The sequence below is a fragment of the Boseongicola aestuarii genome (assembly GCF_900184815.1).
In the GTDB taxonomy this organism is placed as follows: domain Bacteria; phylum Pseudomonadota; class Alphaproteobacteria; order Rhodobacterales; family Rhodobacteraceae; genus Boseongicola; species Boseongicola aestuarii.
Genome location: NZ_FXXQ01000012.1, coordinates 91,978 through 112,530 on the forward strand (window position 1 = coordinate 91,978; position 20,553 = coordinate 112,530).

Genomic DNA, 20,553 nt, shown 5'->3' on the forward strand with positions numbered 1-20,553 from the left:
TTGACTCAGACTTTCAGCGCAGGGATGATCTGCTTTTTGCGGCTGACCACGCCGGGAAGGGTGACCATTTTGCCCGGAGCAGACACGCCGAAGCTTTTCTCGGCGACGCGGCGCACGGTGTCGTTCTGGATGAACATGATGGCTTCTTCCGACAGGATGTCGATGAGGAAAAACAGAACGTGATCTACGCCGTCGTCTTCGGCAACGGCGGTCAGGTCTTCCATGATGCCGTCCTTGCGCGACAGAACTGTGCCGGGCGAGGTGGTTTCCAGAACCGAGACGCGGAATTTCATGCCGTCGACCTCGTAGGCTTTGCTATCCATCCGCAGAAGTTCGCTATCGGAATAGGACGAGACGTCGGATTTGGCGGCGAACATTTCGGCGGCATAGTCGCGGATGTCGATGTTCAGGTCAGCGGCCAGTTTTTCCGCCAGTTTGCGGTCAACATCCGTCGTGGTGGGCGAGCGGAATTCCAGCGTATCGGACAGGATGCAGGACAGCATCGCGCCCTTGATGTGGGTCGGCATCTTGTCGGCATCCGGGCCCATCAGGTCATACATGATCGTGGCGGTGCAGGCGACGGGGCGGACGGTGATGTTGATCGGGCCGCGTGTTTTCAAACCGCCTTGCAGCATGTGGTGGTCGATCACCTCGGTCACGCGGGCGTCGTTGATCGATGGGGGCAGTTCGGCGATGTTGTTGGTGTCGACGATCACGCATTCATCGCTCGATGTGACGTCTTCCAGCAATTCGGGGCGGTCGAGGTTCCAGCGGCGCAGCACGAACAGCGCTTCGGTGTTGGGTTCGCCAAGAAGGCGCGCTTTCGCGGGTGTGCCGCGGCATTCGGAGAGATACCAGGCCCAGATGATGGGCGAGCCGGTCGAGTCGGTGTCGGGGGATTTGTGGCCGAAGACTTGGATGGTCATGGGTGCTGTTCCGTCAGTGTTCGTGTGGTTGGCCGCCTTATAACAGTGGCGCGGGGGATGTCACGGGGGAGTGCGAGGTGGTTTTGACGCATGGACGGTCGGGAACAAAGCGGCCCCGCGCCGCTTGAAGCGGTGCGGGGTTCTGGGGCAATGTCGTCGCAAAAGAGCGGTTCAAAGGACAGGCGGTTGCGCGAGACGGAGCTATATGGGCCGATCAAGGTGTTTCTTGAGGGGCAAGGCTGGGACGTGAAGGCCGAGATCGGCGCGGTCGACGTCTTGGCCTGTCGTGACGGTGATCCTCCGCTGATCGTTGAGCTGAAGGTCGGGTTTTCCCTGTCGCTGGTCTATCAGGCGGTGGATCGTCAGGCGGTGACGGATCTGGTTTATATCGCCGTTCCGCGAAAGACCGGGAAGGCGTTTCAGACGGCATTGAAAAACATGAAAAAGCTCTGTCGGCGGTTGGGTCTGGGCCTGATGACGGTGAGGTTGAAGGATGACCTTGTGGAAGTGCATTGTGATCCGGGGCCGTTTCAGCCACGCAAGATCAAGGTGAAAAAAGCGCGGCTTCTGCGCGAGTTCGCGCGGCGCACGGGGGATCCGAATATTGGCGGCGCGGCACGGTCTGCGGGTTTGGTGACGGCCTATCGGCAGGACGCGCAGGTATGCGCGGTCTATCTTTTCGAGCGCGGGGCCTCGAAAGGGGCGGAAATCGCGAAGGACACCGGGGTAAAAGAGGCGACACGCATGATGCGCGACAACCACTATGGCTGGTTCGAACCGATTGAGCGCGGGGTCTATGGGCTGACGGAGGCCGGCGCCGAAGCGGTAGGTCAGGCGGCCAGCACGGACGGGACGACGCAATGAACTTCGAACTTGTCGCAAGCCTTGGGCCGGTATTGATGCTGGCCTGCGTTGCTCTGGCGCTGTTTGCGGGGTTCGTGAAAGGCACGGTGGGCTTCGCGCTGCCGATGATCATGATCTCGGGGTTGGCGTCTTTCCTGCCGCCGGATGTGGCGCTGGCGGGGCTGATCGTCCCGGCGGTGGTCGCGAACCTCTGGCAAGCGCTCAGAAACGGCATTGTGGCGGCAATGGCCTCGGCGCGCGTCCACTGGCGGTTCCTGGCTGTTCTGCTCGGGTTCATCGCGGCCAGCGCGCAGCTGGTGACGGTTCTGCCGGCGTCGGTGCTGTTCCTTATCCTCGGCATCCCGGTGTCGACCTTCGCGCTGATCCAGTTGATCGGCTGGCGCCCCCGGATCGACGCCAGGAACCGCCGCCCGGTCGAAATCGGCTCGGGGGCTCTGGCGGGGTTCCTTGGCGGAATATCAGGTGTCTGGGGGCCGCCCTTTGTTCTCTATCTTACGGCGCTCAACACGCCGAAGGCCGAACAGATGCGCGTGCAGGGCGTTGTCTATAGTGCCGGCGCGATCATGCTCGCTCTTGCTCACATCAAATCCGGCGTTCTCACTGCGCCCTCGGTGACGCTTTCGTCGCTCTTGCTGATTCCGGCGCTGGTCGGCCTCTACATCGGTTTTCTCGTTCAGGATCGCATGGATCAGGACAAGTTCCGCAAAATGACGCTTCTGGTGCTGATCGTCGCAGGCCTCAACTTGATCCGCCGGGGGATCATGGGCTGACCCGCCCCCTTCTTCTGTTCAGAAATATCCCGGGGAGGTCAGGAGGGGTGGAACCCCTCCTGTGGATCGACGCGCGAAGCGCGGTGAAATCCGGACTCACCCGATCGCAACCGCGCGGATATCGTCGTCGATGTGGTCTTCATACTGGCCGAAGTTCTCGGCAAACATCGCCACCAGTTTCGCCGCCTGGGCGTCATAAGCCTCCGGATCGTCCCAGGTCCGGCGCGGATCCAGCAGAATATCCGGTACGGTGGACGCCTTTACATGGGTTGGCACTTCGAACCCGAAGAACTTGTCCTTGCGGTATTCCGCGCTTGCCAGCGACCCGTCCAAAGCCGAGGTCAAAAGCGCCCGCGTGGCTTTGATCGGCATGCGCGACCCCGTGCCATAAGCCCCGCCGGTCCAGCCGGTGTTCACCAGCCAGCAGGTTGCGCCGTGTTTCGCGATCTTGTCGCGCAACAGGGCGCCATAGACTTCAGGACGGCGTGGCATAAAGGGTGCGCCGAAGCAGGTCGAAAACGTCGGTTGGGGTTCGGTCACACCGCGCTCGGTTCCCGCGACCTTTGCGGTAAAGCCCGACAGGAAGTGATACATCGCCTGCGCCGGTGTCAGCCGCGCAATCGGCGGCAGCACGCCAAAGGCGTCGCAGGTCAGCATGATGATGTTCTTGGGATGCCCGCCGATCGCGGTTTTCGAAGCGTTCGAGATATACTCCAGCGGATAGGCGCAGCGCATGTTCGCCGTCAGGCTGTCGTCGTCGAAATCCAGTTCTTTGGTTTCGGGGTCATAGACCATGTTCTCGATGACCGTGCCGAATTTCCGCGTCGTCGCGTAGATCTCGGGTTCGGCCTCACGGCTGAGGTTGATCGTCTTGGCATAGCAGCCACCCTCGAAGTTGAATGACCCGCGGTCTGACCAGCCGTGTTCGTCGTCGCCGATCAGAACGCGCTCGGGGTCGGCGGACAGGGTGGTCTTGCCGGTGCCGGAAAGGCCGAAGAACACCGCTGTGTCGACCGGGTTGCCGGGCGCGTGGTTGGCTGAGCAGTGCATCGGCATGATGCCCTTTTCGGGCAAGAGGTAGTTCAGCAGGGTAAACACCGACTTCTTGTTCTCGCCTGCGTATTCCGTGCCGCCGATCAGGATCAGCTTGCGGTCGAAGTTCATCGCGATGACCGTATCGGACCGGCAATCGTGCCGTTTGGGGTCGGCGCGGAAGGACGGCGAGTTGATCACCGTGAATTCCGGCACGAAGCTGTCAAGTTCTTCGCGGTCCGGACGGCGCAGCATGTGGCGGATGAAAAGCGAATGCCAGGCCAGTTCGGTCACGACCCGCACATCGAGGCGGTACGCCGGGTCGGCGCCGCCGAAGAGATCCTGCACAAAATAGTCGCGTCCGGCCATGTGGGCGACCATATCGTCGTAGAGGCAGTCGAACCCTTCTGGTGACATCGGCCGGTTGTTGTCCCACCAGATCGTGTCCTCAACGCTGGCCGAGCGCACGACGTGTTTGTCGTTGGGCGAACGCCCTGTGAATTTGCCGGTTGAGACAAGGAACGTTCCTCCCTGACCCAATTCACCTTCGCCCCGGCGGATGGCTTCGGCGATGACATCGGGTTCCATGAGGTTGTAATAGACCCCGCCAAGACCCGTGATGCCTTGTGTTTCAAGCGTGTGTTTGGTGTTCACTCGGCCCCGTGTCACGGCGTCTGTCATGCCCCGTCGCTCCCTTTTTCGCGATGTCAGCCTGTGGTTCGGGCGGCCGCCCGAAGCACGTTTCGGTGGTATCAAGTCCTTATAGTCAGGGGCTTTCGCGCTTGAACAGGACGCAAGCGCACAGTTAGCGCCACCAAATCGCCGCCGGGGCCGGTTTAGCGCCAACATGATCTTTTGGGGGTCACGATTTTCGCGAAATCCAGCCCAACCTGTGGCGAATTAGCCGAATCTAAACAAAAACAACGTCTCTCTAGCGTGGCGAATACCCATGATTCGCACATTATTGTTGAATTACCGCAAAGCAGACACGAGTATGCCCAGAAAAAGACACGACAGAATGCGCCACTCATAAGGCGCTTGAGAGCAGTAAAAGGAATTCACACATGTCCAGAATCGCACTGGTCGATGACGACAGGAATATTTTGACGTCTGTATCAATGACGCTTGAGGCCGAAGGCTTTGAGGTTGAAACCTACAATGATGGGCAGGCCGCCCTAGACGCCTTCAACAAGAAACTGCCCGATATGGCGGTGTTCGATATCAAGATGCCGCGGATGGATGGCATGGATCTGCTGCAGCGGGTTCGTCAGAAAACCGCGATGCCGGTTATTTTCCTGACCTCCAAGGACGATGAGATCGACGAAGTGCTCGGTCTGCGCATGGGGGCGGACGATTATGTCAAGAAACCGTTCTCGCAGCGTCTTCTTGTGGAACGCATTCGCGCTTTGCTGCGCCGTCAGGAAGTGATTGCCGGTGACGTCGAAGGTGGCGAAGTCGATCAGGCGCAGGTCATGACGCGTGGCGAACTTCGCATGGACCCGCTGCGTCACTCGGTGACGTGGAAGAGCCGCGACGTGTCTTTGACGGTGACCGAGTTCCTGCTGTTGCAGGCGCTGGCGCAGCGACCCGGTTTCGTCAAGAGCCGCGATCAACTGATGGACGTGGCCTATGACGATCAGGTTTACGTCGATGACCGCACGATCGACAGCCACATCAAGCGTCTGCGCAAGAAAATGCGGATGGTTGATGATGAGTTTTCGGCAATCGAAACACTTTACGGAATCGGTTACCGATATAACGAAGAGTAATTGTTCGCGTCGGGGGTGAATGTGGTGGGCGCAAAGCCAGCCAAACACGCCGACGTCGTTTTGGGTGAGGACTGGATCGGTCCTGACGCAGCGGCGGAAAGCGAGGCACGGGCCAAGCGGGACCGGCGTGGTGTCATAGCCATGAACCGGTCGCCGCTGGCGCGCAAAATCATTACGTTCAACCTGTTGGCAATCCTCGTCCTGGTGGCGGGGGTTCTGTTTCTTAATCCGTTCCGCGACAGTCTGGTGATCCAGCGCGAACGCGGCATTGTCATCGAAGCCGAGCTGATCTCGGGTTTTTTAGAAGCGCAACTTCCCGAAAACGCACCGGTCAACCTGACCGTTGGCGATGGCCCTGATGTTGCGGGGACTTTGGCTGCTTTGGAAATACCCAATGCGGTCAACATTTTCGTATACGACAACGCAGGTGGGCTGATTGCGTCCACTGTCGGGCAGGAGCGTCGACCAAGTCCGGTGCCAAGCCTTGAAGGCGACAACCGCTCGACGCTGATCACCGATTTTCTCGACAATATCTGGGGCGGTTTGTCCGGGATATTCGGCAAGGAAAACGATGGGCCCGTCGTTGAAACCGCCAATGAAGCGCTGGTTGCGTCGCTTGTTTCGGCGGCGCTGAAAGGCGGCACCGAAGTGCAGTCCAGCACCGACGTTTTCGGCAATACCATCTTCACCGTCGCGACGCCGATCCTGCAGGGCGGCACGCCCGTCGGCGCGGTCGCGATTGCCAGTGCAGCGGGCGAGATCGACCAGCTTGTAAGGTCCGAACGCGAGCAGGTCCTGCAGATGTTCGTGATCGCCATTCTGGTATCGATCGGCCTTAGTCTGGTGCTGGCTTCGACCATCGCGAACCCGCTGTCGGACCTTGCCGCAGCCGCCGAAATCGGACGCGAGAAGAACGCGCGCCGGTTCAGTCCGAACCGGGTGCGCATCCCGGATCTGACCGCGCGCCCCGACGAGATCGGTCGTTTGTCCGGCGCGCTGCGCGGTATGGTGGCCGCCCTTTACGACCGCATCGATGCGAACGAACAATTCGCCGCCGATGTGGCGCATGAGATCAAGAACCCGCTGGCGTCGCTGCGCTCGGCGGTGACATCGCTTCGCCAGTCCAAGCGCGAGGATCACAAGATCAAGCTGATGGACGTGATCGAACACGACACGATCCGTCTGGACCGGCTGGTCAGCGATATTTCCAACGCTTCGCGTCTGGACAGCGAGTTGGTGAAAGAGGACGAGGAGCCGTTCGATCTGTTGACGATGATCGGCAATATCGGCGACTTTTTGGGCAACGACGCGCGCGAAAAGGGCGTCGAATTCATCACCGACATGCCGTCCGATCCCATTGTCATCGACGGTCTGGAAAGTCGTCTGGCGCAGGTTTTCGTAAACCTGATTTCCAACGCTATTTCGTTTTGCGAGGATGGCGATGCGATCCGGGTCTGGGTGCGCAAGCGCGAGAACCGCGTTCTGGTCGTGGTCGAAGACACCGGTCCCGGCATCCCCGAACAGGCGCTGACGAAGATCTTCAACCGTTTCTATACCGAGCGGCCCGTAGATCATTTCGGCAATAACTCGGGTCTGGGTCTGGCGATTTCGAAACAGATCGTCGAAGCGCATGGCGGTGTGATCTGGGCCGAAAACATTCGCCCGACCGATGCTGATGTGACGTCCGATCCTTTGGGCGCACGTTTCGTCGTCGGCCTTCCGGTGTAACTCCCTGCCATGACCGTGCGCACGCCAGAGCCGGTCAACCTTCATGCCTCGGCGGTTACGTTCGGGCCGTCTGGCTTGTTGATCATGGGGGCATCGGGGTCGGGTAAGTCCTCGCTGGCGTTGCAGTTGATGGCCATGGGCGCGACGCTGGTGGCGGATGACCGCGTGATCGCGACGCCCGATGGTCAGGGCGGTTTGCGTCTGACTGCGCCGGCACCTCTGAAGGGTCTGATTGAGGCGCGCGGGGTCGGTCTGATCCGGGTCGATCATCGTCCCGCGATGGCCGCATGGGTCGTCACACTGGATGACGTCGAAAACGCGCGACTGCCGGAAGGGCACGAAACCGTGATCGCGGACGTCACGTTGCCGCTTTTGCGAAAGGTTGAGAGCCCGGTTTTCCCCGCTATGATCTGCGCTCTGATGAACGGAGGGCGCAGCGCCCCATGAGTGATGATCAAATGCAGTCTTCCAGCGGCCGGACCCATGTGGTGCTGGTCACCGGCGCGTCCGGCGCGGGGCGGTCGACGGCCATCAATGCGTTGGAGGATTTGGGGTTCGAGGCGATCGACAACCTGCCGCTCAGTTTGGTTGAGCGGTTGTTGGACGGGCCGGCCCGCAGCGCACCGCTGGCGCTGGGGATCGATGTGCGCAACCGTGACTTTTCGACCGACGCGATGGTGGCGCTGTTGGATGAACTGGCCGCGGATCCTGCGATTGACGTCGAGCTGTTGTATCTCGACTGTCATCCCGACGTTCTGATCCGCAGATATTCGGAAACGCGCAGGCGGCACCCGCTTGCGCCGTCTGAGAGCCCCGACATCGGCATCGCCCGCGAGATGGAGTTGCTGGTGCCGGTGCGCGCGCGCGCTGACCGGCTGATCGAGACGTCGGAGTTGACGGTGCACGATCTGAAGGCCGAAATCGGTGAAAAATTCGGAACCTCGGCCAGCGAGCGCCTTTCGATCTCGGTCGAGAGTTTTTCGTTCAAGCGCGGTTTGCCGCGTGGGGCGGACATGGTTCTGGACGTTCGGTTTCTGGCGAACCCGCACTGGGAAGAAGGATTGCGCGCGCTGGACGGTCGCACCGCCGAAGTACAGGAGTTCGTCGCCAGAGACCCGAGGTTCGACGATTTCTTCGCGCGTGTTCTAGACCTTACACAATCGCTGCTGCCGGCGTTCAAGGAGGAAGGCAAGACGTCCCTGACGCTGGCGTTCGGATGCACCGGCGGGCAACACAGATCGGTCGCGCTTGCGGAAAAAACCGCAAAGGCACTTGCGGCGGCCGGGTGGCAGGTGTCAACTCGCCACCGGGAGCTTGAGCGGCGTGGTCTGACATCGCCGGGCGCGGATATGGGAACGCAGGCGTGATCGGGATTGTCATCGTCGCACACGGCGGTTTGGCGCAGGAGTACCTTGCGGCGGTAGAGCATGTCGTCGGCAAACAGTCTGGCGTGCGCGCCATTTCCATCGAACCGGACCATGACCGCGACAAGAAGCAGGCCGAAATTTGCGCTGCCGCCGACAGTGTCGACACCGGCGGGGGGGTTGTGGTCGTGACCGATATGTTTGGCGGATCGCCGTCGAACCTGTCACTGCGTGCGTGCAGTCCAAGCGATCGGAAGATCATCTATGGGGCCAATCTGCCCATGTTGATCAAGCTTGCGAAATCGCGTCATAAACCTGTGGCAGAGGCCGTGCGGGCCGCGCTTGAGGCGGGCCGGAAATACATCGACGCATTTGACGGATAGGGGGCTTTTGTGGCCGACACTGCGACCAAGACATTGACCATCGTCAACGAAAAAGGCCTGCACGCGCGGGCGTCGGCCAAGCTGGCCGAATTGGTTGAGGATTACGACGCGGAAGCCGAGGTGTCGAAGGACGGTCTGTCGGCGTCGGGGGATTCGATCATGGGTCTGTTGATGCTGGCGGCGTCACGCGGCACGCAGATCGACGTGGTCACGCGCGGGCCATCTGCCGTCGAACTGGCAGAGGCCATCGAAGCCCTGGTTGCGGACCGCTTCGGCGAGGAAATGTAGCCCGATCAGCGGGTTGGAACGGGTGTTTCGCCGCGATAATCGTAAAATCCGCGGTCGGTCTTGCGCCCAAGCCAACCGGCTTCCACGTATTTCGTCAGCAGCGGGCAGGGCCGGTATTTTGTGTCGGCCAATCCGTCGTGCAGCACGTTCATGATCGCAAGGCAGGTGTCCAGACCGATGAAATCCGCCAGCTCCAGCGGGCCCATCGGGTGGTTCGTGCCTAGCTTCATTGCGCTGTCGATGGACGCCACGGACCCGACGCCTTCGTAAAGCGTGTAGACAGCTTCGTTGATCATCGGCATCAGAATGCGGTTCACGATGAAGGCCGGGAAATCTTCGGAAGTTGAGGCGGTCTTGCCGATCTTTTCGACCACGGCGAGGCAGGATTTGAAGGTGGCCTCGTCAGTTGCGATGCCCCGGATCAACTCGACCAGTTGCATCACCGGCACCGGGTTCATGAAGTGGAAGCCCATGAATTTCTCCGGGCGGTCCGTGCGGCTGGCCAGGCGGGTGATCGAGATTGACGAGGTATTGGACGTCAGGATCGTTTCGGGTTTCAGGTGCGGGACGAGGTCTTCGAAGATCGCGACCTTGACGGATTCACGCTCGGTGGCGGCTTCGATCACCAGATCGGTCTGCCCGAGGTCGGTGAGCGTCAGAGTGGTTTTGATACGGCCCATGGCCGCGTCGCGGTCAGACTGGCTGATTTTCCCGCGGCTGACCTGTCGGTCGAGGTTGCCTTCGATCAGAGTAATCGCCGCATCCAGAGCTTCGCGGCTGACGTCGTTCATCAGCACATCATACCCGGCAAGCGCAAACACATGGGCGATGCCGTTGCCCATTTGTCCCGCGCCGACGATGCCAACCGTTTTGATGTCCATGTCAAACCCTTCCAAATCTAGCTTGGACCATAGGCTTAGGGCCGTTCTGGGTGCAAGTGGGCATGGCATCGCTGCGGTGCAGAAATATCCGAATTAGGCAAATATCAACGTCCTTGCGCGATGATCGATTCGAGGGATAGTCGGGGACCCGCCTTGTGACACGCTTTGAAAAACCAGACTCCGCGCTTGACTACGACCTGTGCCGCTACGGCGCGTCGCGGGTCAAGTTTCGGGGGCCGAAACGTCCGCTGGATGGGGAATATGTGGCCGCGATTGGCGGCAGTCAGACCTATGGAAGATACGTCGAGGTGCCGTTTGTCGACGCGCTTGAGGCGCAGATTGGTGAACCGGTAGTCAATCTCGGGGGCATGCAAGCGGGTCTGACGCTGATTGCCGACGATCCCGATATTCTGCGGGTCGCCAAGAAAGCGCGCCTCACCGTCTTGCAGGTGTTGGGCGCTCAGAACATGTCCAATCGCTTTTATTCCGTGCATCCGCGGCGAAACGATCGGTTCGTGTCGGCTTCGGCGTCGCTTCAGGGGGCCTTTCCGACGATCGATTTCACCGAGTTTCATTTTACCGGACATCTGCTGAAGGCACTGACCGACAGCGGGCAATCGGCCCTGACGCCGGTGATCGCCGAGTTGAAAACCGCATGGGTCAGCCGAATGGAGATGATTCTGCGCGCGATTCCGGGCGAAACGGTACTTTTGTGGATGGCGGATCGTCGTCCCGAAGACCCGTCGCAATTGGGCAATCCGCTGGATCCGCATTACGTCGATCGTGAGATGTTGGAGAAAGTGTCTCATCGCACGGCCGGGATTGTCGAGGTCGTGGCCGACGATATCGCGCGGTCGGAAGGGTTGCAGGGCAAGGTCTGTCTTGAGCATGAAACGCAAGCCGCCGAAGCGATGCCGGGTCCGTTGTATCACAGTCAGGTCGCGACCGCGCTGGCATCGGTCATCCGGCAACCCGGAAACGCAAGACGCGCCGACATAAGCCGGCGCGTTTCATGACATTGCTGAGACTGGATCAGAGCTTTTCCAGCAACTCCGGCACCGCGGTGAACAAGTCCGCAACAAGACCGTAGTCAGCAACCTGGAAGATCGGCGCTTCTTCGTCCTTGTTGATCGCGACGATGATCTTGCTGTCCTTCATTCCTGCAAGGTGCTGAATAGCCCCGGAAATTCCGACAGCAACATAGAGATCGGGTGCTACGACCTTGCCGGTTTGTCCGACCTGCCAGTCGTTCGGGGCATAGCCGGAATCGACCGCCGCACGGGACGCGCCGACGGCGGCGCCCAGTTTGTCGGCAAGGCTTTCGATCAGCGCGAAATCCTCTTGCGAACCGACACCACGACCGCCGGACACAACCACGCCGGCCGATGTCAGCTCGGGGCGGTCGCTTGCGGCAACCTTGTCTTCGACCCATTCGGACAAGCCTGGATTTGCGGCGGCACCGATGGTTTCGACCGGGGCATTTCCACCTTCGGCGGCGCCGTCGAAGGACGACACGCGCACGGACACGACTTTGGTCGCGTCCAGCGATTTGACAGTCTGGATTGCGTTGCCCGCATAGATTGGACGCTCGAACGTGTCCGCATCAACAACACCCGAAATATCGGTGATGACCATGACGTCCAGCAGGGCCGCGACCCGTGGCAGCACGTTTTTCGCATCGGTCGTGGCTGGGGCGACGATGTGCGAATAATCGCCCGCAAGCGATACGATCAGTGCGGCGGTCGGCTCCGCCAGACGGTGACCAAGCGACGGATCTTCGGCGACCAATACCTTGGAAACACCGTCGATTTTCGCAGCTTCCGCGCCCGCAGCCGCCGCCGAAGCGCCCGCGCAAAGAACGGTCACATCGCCCATTAGTTTCGCAGCCGTCACGGCCTTTGATGTGGCATCCAGTGACAATTCGCCGTTGTTGACTTCCGCCAAGAGTAGAACGCTCATGCCAACGCCCCCGCTTCCTTGAGTTTCGCGACCAGTTCATCGACCGAACCGACGATCACGCCCGCTTTGCGCTGATCCGGCTCGCCGGTTGAGACGATCTGGAGGCGTGGGCTGACGTCGACGCCGTATTCTTCCGGCGTTTTCTCATCCAGCGGCTTTTTCTTCGCCTTCATGATGTTCGGCAAAGAGGCGTAGCGCGGTTCGTTCAGGCGCAGATCGACCGAAATAATTGCAGGCATTTTGACTTTGATTGTTTGCAGACCACCGTCGACTTCGCGGGTCACCACGGCACTGTCGCCGTCAAGCTGGATATCGGAGGCAAACGTCGCTTGCGCCCAACCCGTCAGCGCAGCCAGCATCTGGCCGGTTGCGTTCATGTCGTTGTCGATCGCCTGTTTGCCGCACAGAACAACGCCGGGTTGTTCTTCGTCGCAGACGGCTTTCAGCAGTTTTGCCACTGCCAGCGGTTCGATGTCGTTGTGGACGTCGTCCGTCGCAACGATCAGGATCGCGCGGTCCGCGCCCATCGCCAGAGCGGTGCGCAGGGTTTCCTGACTTTGCTTCACGCCGATTGACACGGCGACAACTTCGTCTGCCTGACCCGCTTCCTTCATGCGGATCGCCTGTTCGACGGCAATTTCGTCAAACGGGTTCATCGACATCTTAACGTTCGCCAAATCGACACCCGATCCGTCCGCTTTGACGCGCACTTTCACGTTGTAATCGATGACGCGTTTGACAGGCACCAACACCTTCATTTGCGTTAACTCCTTCGCGTTCGGGGTTGCCCCCGCTGATTTCTCAGCCGGTTTAGCGAAGGCGGCGGGGGGAAAACAGTGCAAAATCGACGCGTTTCGTCGCTGCGACGCCGCGTTTTGGGCGCTCTGTGCTAGGATCGGAAAGAATCGTGGGAGAAAAGCGATGGAAAAGGTGGTTGGCGTTGGCGGCGTGTTCTTTCGGGCGAAAGATCCCGGCACCTTGGCGAAATGGTATGAAACGCATCTTGGCATCAATCCCGCACCGACGGATATGACGACGCCGCCGTGGGTCGGCGAGGCGGGTGTGACGGTGTTTGCGCCCTTCGCGGCGGACACGGATTATTTTGCGCAAGATCGCGCTTTCATGGTTAATTTCCGGGTGAACGATCTGGACGCGATGGTCGCGCAGTTGCGCGCCGCCGGGATCGAGATCGGCCACGAGCAAACTATGGAGGGTGTGGGCCGTTTTGCGCGGATCCACGACCCCGAAGGCAATCCGATTGAATTGTGGGAGCCGCCTGCGGGTTAGCGGTTCGCGCCCGGAACCCAAAGCACGTCGCTGCGGCCTTCATCGTTGGCGATGCGGGCGGCAACGAAAAACCAGTCGGACAGGCGATTGAGATAGGTGACCGCGGCTTCGTTCACCGATTCCATCGTGGCCAGTTCGACCGTCAGACGCTCGGCGCGTCGCGCGACGGTGCGGCACAGGTGAAGCTGGGTCGAAAGCGCGGAGCCGGCGGGCAGAATGAACGAACGCAGAGGTTCAAGCCGCTTGATCATCTCGTCGATTTCGGTTTCCAGACGCGCAGTTTGCGCGGTGACCATGCGCAGAACGGGGTAGCCAGCTTCGCTGTCTTTTTCCATGTCGGGGCGGCAGAGATCCGCGCCGAGATCGAAAAGATCGTTTTGGATCAATGACAAGAGGCGGTCCATGTCGCCTTCGGCGTGAAGGCGTGCCATGCCGACCGTGGCGTTCAGTTCGTCCACGGTGCCATAGGCGGTGACGCGCACCGCATGTTTGGCGACGCGCGCGCCATTGCCCAATGCGGTTTCGCCGGCATCACCTGTTTTGGTGTAGATTTTGTTGAGTACGACCATGAAATTATCCCCCGGATCGGCGCAGATAGACAAAAAGCAGGATGAGCGCGATGGCGACGGCCTGCGCGTAAATGCGGTAGCGCATGATGCGGTTTGCGTGTTTGCGGTTGAAATCGCCACCCTTGGCAAAGCCGCCGATGCCGGTCAGCAATACCCCAAGAACGATCAGGCAGGCGATGCCGACAACGATGAAAAGCGGATCTTCTAACATGGAAACCTCGGTTGCTTGGCACGTGACCTAGCGCGGTTTTTGGTGAAGGCGAACGCGACGTTCAGGCGCGCCTCATCACGCGATCTAAGAGACTTGTCGGCAGAATGCGACGCAAAAGATCTGTCGCGTAGGTCGGGATCGTGACGAAGTAGCGCGCTTTCGGGCGCGGGCTTTCGATGGCGTGGATCAGTTTCTCGGTGACGGCTGCGGGCGATTTGGCGAAGATGCTTTTGTTCGAGCCCTTTTGGAGTTTGTCCAGAAGGTGGCTGCGGTAGTCTTCGACGCGGGGCGAGTTTTCCCAATCGATCCATTGTTCAAACCGTTTGACGGCGTTCTTTCGAAAGTCGGTCTGGATGGGGCCGGGCTCGATAAGGGCGACGTGAATGCCAAGGTCCGCCATTTCCATGCGCAGGGCGTCCGACCAGGCTTCGACGGCGTATTTCGAGGCGGCATAGGCGCCGCGATAGGGGGTCGACACAAAGCCCATCACCGATGAGCAATTGACGATCCGCCCGTGGCCCTGGCCGCGCATTGCGGGCAGGATCTGGACCGTCAGGTCGTGCCAGCCGAGGAAATTGGCGTTGAGATTGGCGCTGAGAGCGGCGCGCGAGAGGTCTTCGAGGGGGCCGGGAATAGCGTAGGCACCGTTGTTGAAAAGTGCGTCGAGGGTGCCGCCGGTCTCGGTCAGTACATGGTTAACGCACGCGGTGATCGAGGCGGGGTCTTCGTAATCAAGATGAACGGCATCGGGCAGGCCGTTTGCTTTGAGGCGGTCGGCGTCGGCCTTTTGGCGGCAGGCGGCGAAGACGCGCCAGCCTCTTGATTGAAGCGTCGTTGTCGCGTCAAATCCGATGCCGCTGGAGGCTCCGGTGATCAGGATGGATTTCGCCGCTTTGGTCATGTGGTGCATGTGCTATGGCGCGCGCCGCAATGCAAGGCCGTGAATTCCTGTTGATAAGCGACGTTCCCGCCTTGCCGCCAGAATCCCGCGTCGCTACACATCATCTATGGCGAATGACACAGATACCCCCAAGATCAACCCGAATTTCACGGCCGAGCCTTTGCGCCGCGCGATCGGTGACCGGTATCTGACCTATGCGCTCTCGACAATTATGCACCGTGCCTTGCCGGATGCGCGCGACGGTCTGAAGCCGGTACATCGACGTATTCTGTTTGCGATGCGCGAGTTGCGGCTGTCCCCGACCGGGGGTTTCAGAAAGTCGGCGAAAATCACTGGCGACGTGATGGGCAACTATCACCCGCACGGCAACCAGGCGATCTATGACGCCATGGCGCGTCTGGCGCAGGAATTTAACGTTCGTTACCCGCTGGTTGACGGACAGGGTAACTTTGGCAACATCGACGGCGATAATCCGGCGGCTGAACGCTATACCGAAGCGCGGTTGACGGTGGCGGCCGAGGCGTTGATGGAAGGTCTGACCGAGAACGCGGTTGATTTTCGCCCGAACTATGAAGGCACGCTGGAAGAACCGGTGGTATTGCCTGCTACGTTTCCGAATTTGCTGGCCAACGGGTCGTCCGGGATTGCTGTTGGCATGGCCACGAATATCCCGCCGCACAATCTGGACGAGTTGTGTGACGCCTGCATTCATCTGGCGAAAAAGCAGAACAGCGAATTGGTGCGCGATGACACGCTGATCGAGATGGTGAAGGGGCCTGATTTCCCGACGGGCGGCACGATTGTCGAGCCGCCCGAGTCGATTGCCGAGGCCTATCGCACGGGGCGCGGGGGGTTCCGGGTGCGCGCGAAATGGGAGGTCGAGGACCTTGGTCGCGGGCAGTGGCAGGTCGTGGTCACCGAAATCCCCTATCAGGTGCAGAAAAGCCGTCTGATCGAGAAGCTGGCCGAGGTGATCCAGACCAAGAAGGTGCCTATTCTGGCCGATGTGCGGGACGAAAGCGCCGAAGATATCCGCATCGTGCTTGAGCCGAAATCGCGCAATGTCGATCCCGAAGTGCTGATGAATATGTTGTATCGCAACTCGGATCTTGAGACGCGGTTCAGTCTGAACATGAATGTGCTGATCGACGGTGTGACGCCGAAGGTGTGTTCGCTGAAAGAGGTGCTGCGCGCCTTTATGGAGCATCGCCGCGACGTGTTGGTGCGGCGGTCCGAGCATCGGTTGGCGAAGATCGATCACCGGCTTGAGGTGCTGGAAGGGTTTATCACGGCGTTCCTCAATCTGGACCGTGTGATTGATATTATCCGCTATGATGACGAGCCGAAGGCGGCACTGATGCGCGAAGACTGGTCGCGGGATTTTGTGCGCGCGATGGATGAGGCGGATTATGTGTCGCCGCCCGAAGGTGATGGCGAATTGAGCGAAGTTCAGGTCGAAGCGATCCTGAACATGCGTTTGCGGGCGTTGCGGCGTCTGGAAGAAATGGAGTTGCGCCGGGAATACGACGAATTGCTGGTTGAGCGTGCCGCTTTGGAGGATTTGCTGGGCGATGAAGGTCAGCAGTGGACCAAGATTGCAGGTGAGCTTCGCGAGGTGAAGAAGCTTTTCGGCAAGGACGCCGAGGGTGGCGCGCGCCGCACGGTGTTTGCTGAGGCTGTCGAGGTGGCCGATGTACCGCTGGAAGCGATGATCGACCGCGAGCCGATCACGGTGGTTTGCAGTCAGATGGGCTGGATCCGGGCGATGACGGGTCATATCGATCTGGAGCGCGAGTTGAAGTTCAAGGACGGCGACGGGCCGCGGTTTGTGTTCCATGCCGAGACGACGGACAGGTTGCTGATTTGTGGCTCGAACGGGCGGTTTTACACGCTTTCGGCGTCGAACCTGCCGGGCGGGCGCGGGATGGGCGAGCCTGTGCGACTGATGGTCGATTTGCCGAACGAGGCCGAGATCGTGGCGCTGTTCATCCATCAGCCGGGGCGCAAGTTGCTGGTGGCGTCAACGGCGGGCGATGGTTTTGTCGTGTCGGAAGACGAGATCGTGGCGCAGACGCGGGCCGGCAAACAGGTGCTGAACGTGCGTGGCGACACGCGCGCATCGGTGTGCAAACCGGTCAAGGGCGATCACGTGGCGGCGGTTGGCGAGAACCGCAAGGTGTTGATCTTCCCGATTGCCGACCTGCCGGAAATGGGGCGCGGCAAGGGTGTTCGGTTGCAGAAGTACAAGGACGGCGGGCTGAATGATGCGCGCACGTTTACCCTTTCGGAAGGCTTGAGCTGGCGCGACCCGGCGGGGCGGACACGAACGGTTAGCGCGGAGGATCTGGCCGAATGGATCGGGGCGCGCGCGGGTGCCGGGCGGATGGCACCGCGGGGCTTCCCTCAGGACAACAGGTTCACCTGAGCCGTGGCGGCGGATACGCTTAATACGGATTTCATCGGTCGACTTGGGCGCATCTTTCGGATGGCCTTTGGCATGGGTTTGCTGTCTGTCCTGACGCTTGGGATTTACCGGTTCTGGATGAAAACCCGTCTGCGGCGGTATTACTGGTCGTCGATCCGTCCGGGTGGGCGGCCGCTGGAATATGTGGGTGATCCTTTGGAAAAGCTGCTGGGCTTTTTCATCGCGGTGGTGATCCTGGCCTTTTACATCGGCATCGTGAACCTGATCCTGATGTTCGTCAGTTTCTCGCTGTTTGACGGCAATACCGCTGCCTATGTTGCGTCGTTCGTCGGAGTGATCCCGCTTTGGTTTTATGCGCGTTATCGGGCGCGGCGCTATGTACTGGCGCGCACGCGCTGGCGGGGAGTTCGTTTTGGCGTGGACCCCGGCGCCTGGGGTTATGCGTGGCGCGCGATGCTTTACTGGGCGCTGGCGCTTGGGTCGGGCACTTTGCTCTGGCCGTTGATGACGCACCGCCTGGAGAAATTCCGGATTGACCGGACGTGGTACGGCGACCGGCAGTTTCATCAGGGCGGCACAGCACGGATGCTGGCCAAGGGCATGATGCCGTTCTGGCTGATCCTGGCCATTTGCGCAGTTGTGATCTTTTCGAACTGGACGGAGGATAGTATCGAAACAGTGCTTGGGATCGCGATTGTCAGCCTACCGCTGCTGGGGATTGCGTTCACGTGGTATTCGGTGCGTAGTTTCCGGCTTTTGACCGAAACCAAAACGGCGGGATCGGTTGGGTTTCGCTCGCATCTGCGCGCGCCGCGCATCATTGGCATTTACATTTTTGGCTATGGTTTGGCGGCTGTCATCACCGGGGCCGCCGCGATTGCGGCAAGTCTTTTGTTCGCAGCCCTGCTGTTTGCCAGCAATGACGCGCAATTCTCGCTGGACGATCTGGACAACCTTACTGCGCCGGGGTTTGCCCTGCAGGCTATTGGTTTTGCGACCTATTTTCTTGTGTTTGTGATCTGGGCGGCGCTGCGTCACGTGCTTGTGACCTTGCCGGTCTGGCGGCACTATGCTGATACGCTTGAAATCGTCGGGGCGCAGTCGCTGCACGATATCCGGCAGCGCGACCGCGACGAGCATCGCGAAGCGGAAGGCTTTGCCGAGGCGCTGGATCTGGGGGCGGCCATATGATCTGGCCCGCCTCGAACCCATCCGCCGCCCCGCCCGCGATCTTTTGCGATCTCTTCGATGGCCGAAGTGCCGCGATCCGTCGGGTCAGCGCCAGGGTCGACGACACCGCCCTGATCCTGACGATGCCGGAAGGCGAGACGCTGAGCTGGCCGCTTGCGTCGCTGCGCACCGTGCCCGATCAGGCTGACGATGCGCTGCTGGTGCTGACCACGACGACGCGCGCGCTGGCCCGCATCATGATCGAGGACAAGGGCCTGATCAAAAGCATCCGCGCGCGCGCTGGGCGGCTTGATGCGAAACCGCCCGTGCGCGGGCGTGGGAGGGTGTTCGGCTGGGCCGCGGCAGCGGTTGCCTCGGTCTTTGCGATCGTGTTCGTGCTGGTGCCGGTGATGGCGGACCAGTTGGCGCGGGTGTTGCCTCCTGCGGGGGAAGAGGCGCTTGGGACCGCGACATTGGAGCAAATCCAGAATGCGCTGGGTGAGGATTTCCTGCCCTTGGATTTCTGCACGTCGCAGGATGGTGATGCGGCAATGGACTTGATGCTGGCCCGCATCGGCGGCAAGGATCTGGGTCTGCCGTATCCGATCACAGTCAGCGTGCTGGATCATCCGATGGTGAATGCTTTCGCCTTGCCGGGCGGGCAGGTGGTGTTCTTCCGCGGAATGCTGGATACGGCCGACAGTCCCGACCAGATCGCAGCCGTTCTGGCGCATGAGATTGGCCATGTCGTGGCGCGCGATCCGACGCGGATAGCTTTGCGTTCGGCAGGCTCGCTTGGTGTTTTGGGGTTGTTGTTCGGGGATTTTGCCGGCGGCGCGGTGGTTCTGTTTCTGGTCGAGCAGATGATCCAGGCCGATTACAGCCGCGAGGCCGAGGCGGCGGCGGATGCCTACGGGATAGCTCTTTTGCAGGAGGCCAACGTCGATCCGGGGGCTTTGGGTGATCTGTTTCAGGCGCTGCTGGATGAATTCGGCGATGCCACCGGCATTGCGGCCCATTTCATGTCGCATCCCGCACTGGGTGACCGGATCGAAACCGCACGGTCCGCGGGCGAGGGCATTGTCAGGACCCGTCCGGTTCTGGGGGATGGCGACTGGGCGGCGCTGAAGGCAATCTGTGACTAACTTGCGGTGACGCGCCGGGCGCGGTAACCCGAAGCGACGGTGAAAAAAAGGGGCTGAGACACATGCGGCGGGCAATTCTGGCACTTCTGGGCGGCGTTTTTCTGGCGGCCTGCACAACCACACCCGAGGACCTGAGCGTTCCACCTGTTCCGCTTGGGGATTTCCGTCTGGGTCACAACATCGCGATTGCCGATAACGTCGTGTTGGGGCCGTTCTCGCGCGAGTTGACCGAACAGCAGTTGGAAACCGAACTTCAGAACGCGGTGGCCAAGCGGTTGCGACGCTATGACGGCGACGGACTTTATCATCTGGGCATCGTGATGGGTGGGTTGGTTCTGGCGCAGCCTGGCATCCCGGTTGTCTATGCACCGCAGTCGGTGATGATTTTGGATGTGTCGGTCTTCGACAACGTCACGCAGCAGCGGCTCAACCCGGAAGCCAAGCGCATTCAGGTGGGAGAGGGGTTCCGCAACATGGTGCCGGTCCTTGGCTCCGGGCTGGTGCGGGAGGCGGATATGCAGCTCGCCAATCTGTCGGAAAACGCCGCCCGCGAGATCGAAGCCTGGCTGCAGGAAAACCCCGAGTGGTTCATTCCCAAGCCCGAACGCGCACGGGTTCCGTTCACCCTGTCGACGCCCGCGCCGCCCGTGGTTACCGCACCACAGGTCGAAGCGACCAACTGACGCTTGATTTTCCTGTCGCTATGCCATAGGTGGCCGCCCATAATTCACCCCATTCAAAGGCACACAGGGCGATGGCAAAGGCAAAGTTTGAACGTAACAAACCGCACGTTAACATTGGCACGATCGGTCACGTTGACCACGGCAAGACGACACTGACGGCTGCGATCACGAAGTACTTCGGTGACTTCAAGGCGTATG

At 60.4% G+C, this 20,553-nt stretch carries 23 protein-coding genes; 15 read left to right on the forward strand and 8 right to left on the reverse strand.

Features of this window, described 5'->3' with window-relative positions:
* Positions 1-5: 5 nt before the first annotated feature.
* The gene (locus tag BOA8489_RS16175) at positions 6-926 is read right to left on the reverse strand and encodes a manganese-dependent inorganic pyrophosphatase (RefSeq protein WP_093975352.1); all 921 of its coding nucleotides are present in this window, start codon (positions 924-926) and stop codon (positions 6-8) included.
* A gap of 150 nt (positions 927-1,076) precedes the next feature.
* Between BOA8489_RS16175 and BOA8489_RS16180 the strand changes: the two genes are divergently transcribed.
* Positions 1,077-1,790: a DUF2161 domain-containing phosphodiesterase gene (locus tag BOA8489_RS16180; RefSeq protein ID WP_176440340.1), complete on the forward strand. Its 714-nt coding sequence runs from the start codon at positions 1,077-1,079 to the stop codon at positions 1,788-1,790.
* Positions 1,787-2,560 carry a sulfite exporter TauE/SafE family protein gene (locus tag BOA8489_RS16185; protein WP_093975353.1) on the forward strand — a complete coding sequence of 258 codons (774 nt, stop codon included), beginning with the start codon at positions 1,787-1,789 and terminating at the stop codon, positions 2,558-2,560. Before BOA8489_RS16180 ends, BOA8489_RS16185 begins: the two co-directional genes overlap by 4 nt.
* Before the next feature lie 96 nt (positions 2,561-2,656).
* Here the strand turns inward: BOA8489_RS16185 and BOA8489_RS16190 are convergent, their stop codons facing one another.
* Complete coding sequence (locus BOA8489_RS16190; RefSeq protein WP_093975375.1) at positions 2,657-4,261, reverse strand: phosphoenolpyruvate carboxykinase; 1,605 nt, start codon at positions 4,259-4,261, stop codon at positions 2,657-2,659.
* A 395-nt stretch (positions 4,262-4,656) separates the two neighbouring features.
* On the opposite strand from BOA8489_RS16190, the gene BOA8489_RS16195 reads away from it, so the two are divergent.
* The 6 genes from BOA8489_RS16195 to BOA8489_RS16220 are packed head-to-tail and all read left to right on the forward strand — an operon-like array spanning position 4,657 to position 9,124.
* Positions 4,657-5,361, forward strand: a complete 705-nt coding sequence (locus tag BOA8489_RS16195; RefSeq protein WP_093975354.1) for a response regulator transcription factor — start codon at positions 4,657-4,659, stop codon at positions 5,359-5,361.
* A gap of 24 nt (positions 5,362-5,385) precedes the next feature.
* The gene (locus BOA8489_RS16200) at positions 5,386-7,089 is read left to right on the forward strand and encodes a sensor histidine kinase (RefSeq protein ID WP_245813911.1); all 1,704 of its coding nucleotides are present in this window, start codon (positions 5,386-5,388) and stop codon (positions 7,087-7,089) included.
* Between the two features lie 9 nt (positions 7,090-7,098).
* Positions 7,099-7,536 carry an HPr kinase/phosphorylase gene (locus BOA8489_RS16205; protein ID WP_093975356.1) on the forward strand — a complete coding sequence of 146 codons (438 nt, stop codon included), beginning with the start codon at positions 7,099-7,101 and terminating at the stop codon, positions 7,534-7,536.
* The gene (gene rapZ, locus BOA8489_RS16210) at positions 7,533-8,456 is read left to right on the forward strand and encodes an RNase adapter RapZ (protein ID WP_245813913.1); all 924 of its coding nucleotides are present in this window, start codon (positions 7,533-7,535) and stop codon (positions 8,454-8,456) included. Before BOA8489_RS16205 ends, rapZ begins: the two co-directional genes overlap by 4 nt.
* Positions 8,453-8,836 carry a PTS sugar transporter subunit IIA gene (locus BOA8489_RS16215; RefSeq protein WP_093975357.1) on the forward strand — a complete coding sequence of 128 codons (384 nt, stop codon included), beginning with the start codon at positions 8,453-8,455 and terminating at the stop codon, positions 8,834-8,836. The genes rapZ and BOA8489_RS16215 overlap by 4 nt, the downstream gene beginning before the upstream one ends.
* 9 nt (positions 8,837-8,845) lie before the next feature.
* A complete protein-coding gene (locus tag BOA8489_RS16220) occupies positions 8,846-9,124 on the forward strand; it encodes an HPr family phosphocarrier protein (RefSeq protein ID WP_093975358.1) in 279 nt (92 codons plus the stop codon).
* 5 nt (positions 9,125-9,129) lie between these two features.
* Here the strand turns inward: BOA8489_RS16220 and BOA8489_RS16225 are convergent, their stop codons facing one another.
* Positions 9,130-10,005 (reverse strand): 3-hydroxybutyryl-CoA dehydrogenase, encoded by an 876-nt coding sequence (locus tag BOA8489_RS16225; RefSeq protein ID WP_093975359.1) that lies wholly within the window; start codon positions 10,003-10,005, stop codon positions 9,130-9,132.
* 155 nt (positions 10,006-10,160) lie between these two features.
* Here BOA8489_RS16225 and BOA8489_RS16230 point away from each other — a divergent pair, with 155 nt between their 5' ends.
* Positions 10,161-11,021, forward strand: a complete 861-nt coding sequence (locus BOA8489_RS16230) for a DUF6473 family protein (RefSeq protein ID WP_093975360.1) — start codon at positions 10,161-10,163, stop codon at positions 11,019-11,021.
* Between the two features lie 16 nt (positions 11,022-11,037).
* Here BOA8489_RS16230 and BOA8489_RS16235 read toward each other — a convergent pair whose 3' ends face one another.
* Entirely contained in the window at positions 11,038-11,964 is a 927-nt protein-coding gene (locus tag BOA8489_RS16235) for an electron transfer flavoprotein subunit alpha/FixB family protein (protein ID WP_093975361.1), read from the reverse strand.
* Positions 11,961-12,722 (reverse strand): electron transfer flavoprotein subunit beta/FixA family protein, encoded by a 762-nt coding sequence (locus tag BOA8489_RS16240; protein WP_093975362.1) that lies wholly within the window; start codon positions 12,720-12,722, stop codon positions 11,961-11,963. Before BOA8489_RS16240 ends, BOA8489_RS16235 begins: the two co-directional genes overlap by 4 nt.
* A gap of 163 nt (positions 12,723-12,885) precedes the next feature.
* Between BOA8489_RS16240 and BOA8489_RS16245 the strand changes: the two genes are divergently transcribed.
* Positions 12,886-13,251, forward strand: coding sequence for a VOC family protein (locus BOA8489_RS16245; protein ID WP_093975363.1), 366 nt, complete (start codon positions 12,886-12,888; stop codon positions 13,249-13,251).
* Here the strand turns inward: BOA8489_RS16245 and BOA8489_RS16250 are convergent.
* The 3 genes from BOA8489_RS16250 to BOA8489_RS16260 form a co-directional block, all read right to left on the reverse strand.
* Positions 13,248-13,820: a cob(I)yrinic acid a,c-diamide adenosyltransferase gene (locus tag BOA8489_RS16250; RefSeq protein WP_093975364.1), complete on the reverse strand. Its 573-nt coding sequence runs from the start codon at positions 13,818-13,820 to the stop codon at positions 13,248-13,250. The genes BOA8489_RS16245 and BOA8489_RS16250 overlap by 4 nt on opposite strands.
* Positions 13,821-13,824: 4 nt before the next feature.
* On the reverse strand, positions 13,825-14,031 hold the full coding sequence (locus tag BOA8489_RS16255; protein WP_093975365.1) for a twin transmembrane helix small protein: 207 nt from the start codon (positions 14,029-14,031) through the stop codon (positions 13,825-13,827).
* 61 nt (positions 14,032-14,092) lie between these two features.
* Complete coding sequence (locus BOA8489_RS16260) at positions 14,093-14,932, reverse strand: SDR family NAD(P)-dependent oxidoreductase (protein ID WP_093975366.1); 840 nt, start codon at positions 14,930-14,932, stop codon at positions 14,093-14,095.
* Between the two features lie 106 nt (positions 14,933-15,038).
* On the opposite strand from BOA8489_RS16260, the gene parC reads away from it, so the two are divergent.
* The 5 genes from parC to BOA8489_RS16285 all read left to right on the forward strand — a co-directional run.
* Positions 15,039-17,357: a DNA topoisomerase IV subunit A gene (gene parC, locus BOA8489_RS16265; RefSeq protein ID WP_093975367.1), complete on the forward strand. Its 2,319-nt coding sequence runs from the start codon at positions 15,039-15,041 to the stop codon at positions 17,355-17,357.
* Positions 17,358-17,360: 3 nt separating this feature from the next.
* Positions 17,361-18,548, forward strand: a complete 1,188-nt coding sequence (locus tag BOA8489_RS16270; RefSeq protein WP_245813915.1) for a YjgN family protein — start codon at positions 17,361-17,363, stop codon at positions 18,546-18,548.
* Entirely contained in the window at positions 18,545-19,672 is a 1,128-nt protein-coding gene (locus tag BOA8489_RS16275) for a M48 family metallopeptidase (RefSeq protein WP_093975368.1), read from the forward strand. The genes BOA8489_RS16270 and BOA8489_RS16275 overlap by 4 nt, the downstream gene beginning before the upstream one ends.
* Positions 19,673-19,734: 62 nt before the next feature.
* Positions 19,735-20,355: a hypothetical protein gene (locus BOA8489_RS16280; RefSeq protein ID WP_093975369.1), complete on the forward strand. Its 621-nt coding sequence runs from the start codon at positions 19,735-19,737 to the stop codon at positions 20,353-20,355.
* 71 nt (positions 20,356-20,426) lie between these two features.
* On the forward strand, positions 20,427-20,553 hold a 127-nt coding region (locus BOA8489_RS16285), incomplete at its 3' end, for a GTP-binding protein (protein ID WP_245813843.1).

Excerpts from the sequence above, each read along its gene's own strand:
- BOA8489_RS16175 (WP_093975352.1), bottom strand. The coding sequence starts at position 926 with ATGACCATCCAAGTCTTCGGCCACAAATCCCCCGACACCGACTCGACC.
- BOA8489_RS16180 (WP_176440340.1), top strand. The coding sequence starts at position 1,077 with ATGTCGTCGCAAAAGAGCGGTTCAAAGGACAGGCGGTTGCGCGAGACG.
- BOA8489_RS16185 (WP_093975353.1), top strand. The coding sequence starts at position 1,787 with ATGAACTTCGAACTTGTCGCAAGCCTTGGGCCGGTATTGATGCTGGCC.
- BOA8489_RS16195 (WP_093975354.1), top strand. The coding sequence starts at position 4,657 with ATGTCCAGAATCGCACTGGTCGATGACGACAGGAATATTTTGACGTCT.
- BOA8489_RS16205 (WP_093975356.1), top strand. The coding sequence starts at position 7,099 with ATGACCGTGCGCACGCCAGAGCCGGTCAACCTTCATGCCTCGGCGGTT.
- rapZ (WP_245813913.1), top strand. The coding sequence starts at position 7,533 with ATGAGTGATGATCAAATGCAGTCTTCCAGCGGCCGGACCCATGTGGTG.
- BOA8489_RS16225 (WP_093975359.1), bottom strand. The coding sequence starts at position 10,005 with ATGGACATCAAAACGGTTGGCATCGTCGGCGCGGGACAAATGGGCAAC.
- BOA8489_RS16235 (WP_093975361.1), bottom strand. The coding sequence starts at position 11,964 with ATGAGCGTTCTACTCTTGGCGGAAGTCAACAACGGCGAATTGTCACTG.
- BOA8489_RS16240 (WP_093975362.1), bottom strand. The coding sequence starts at position 12,722 with ATGAAGGTGTTGGTGCCTGTCAAACGCGTCATCGATTACAACGTGAAA.
- BOA8489_RS16245 (WP_093975363.1), top strand. The coding sequence starts at position 12,886 with ATGGAAAAGGTGGTTGGCGTTGGCGGCGTGTTCTTTCGGGCGAAAGAT.
- BOA8489_RS16250 (WP_093975364.1), bottom strand. The coding sequence starts at position 13,820 with ATGGTCGTACTCAACAAAATCTACACCAAAACAGGTGATGCCGGCGAA.
- BOA8489_RS16255 (WP_093975365.1), bottom strand. The coding sequence starts at position 14,031 with ATGTTAGAAGATCCGCTTTTCATCGTTGTCGGCATCGCCTGCCTGATC.
- BOA8489_RS16260 (WP_093975366.1), bottom strand. The coding sequence starts at position 14,932 with ATGACCAAAGCGGCGAAATCCATCCTGATCACCGGAGCCTCCAGCGGC.
- parC (WP_093975367.1), top strand. The coding sequence starts at position 15,039 with ATGGCGAATGACACAGATACCCCCAAGATCAACCCGAATTTCACGGCC.
- BOA8489_RS16275 (WP_093975368.1), top strand. The coding sequence starts at position 18,545 with ATGATCTGGCCCGCCTCGAACCCATCCGCCGCCCCGCCCGCGATCTTT.
- BOA8489_RS16280 (WP_093975369.1), top strand. The coding sequence starts at position 19,735 with ATGCGGCGGGCAATTCTGGCACTTCTGGGCGGCGTTTTTCTGGCGGCC.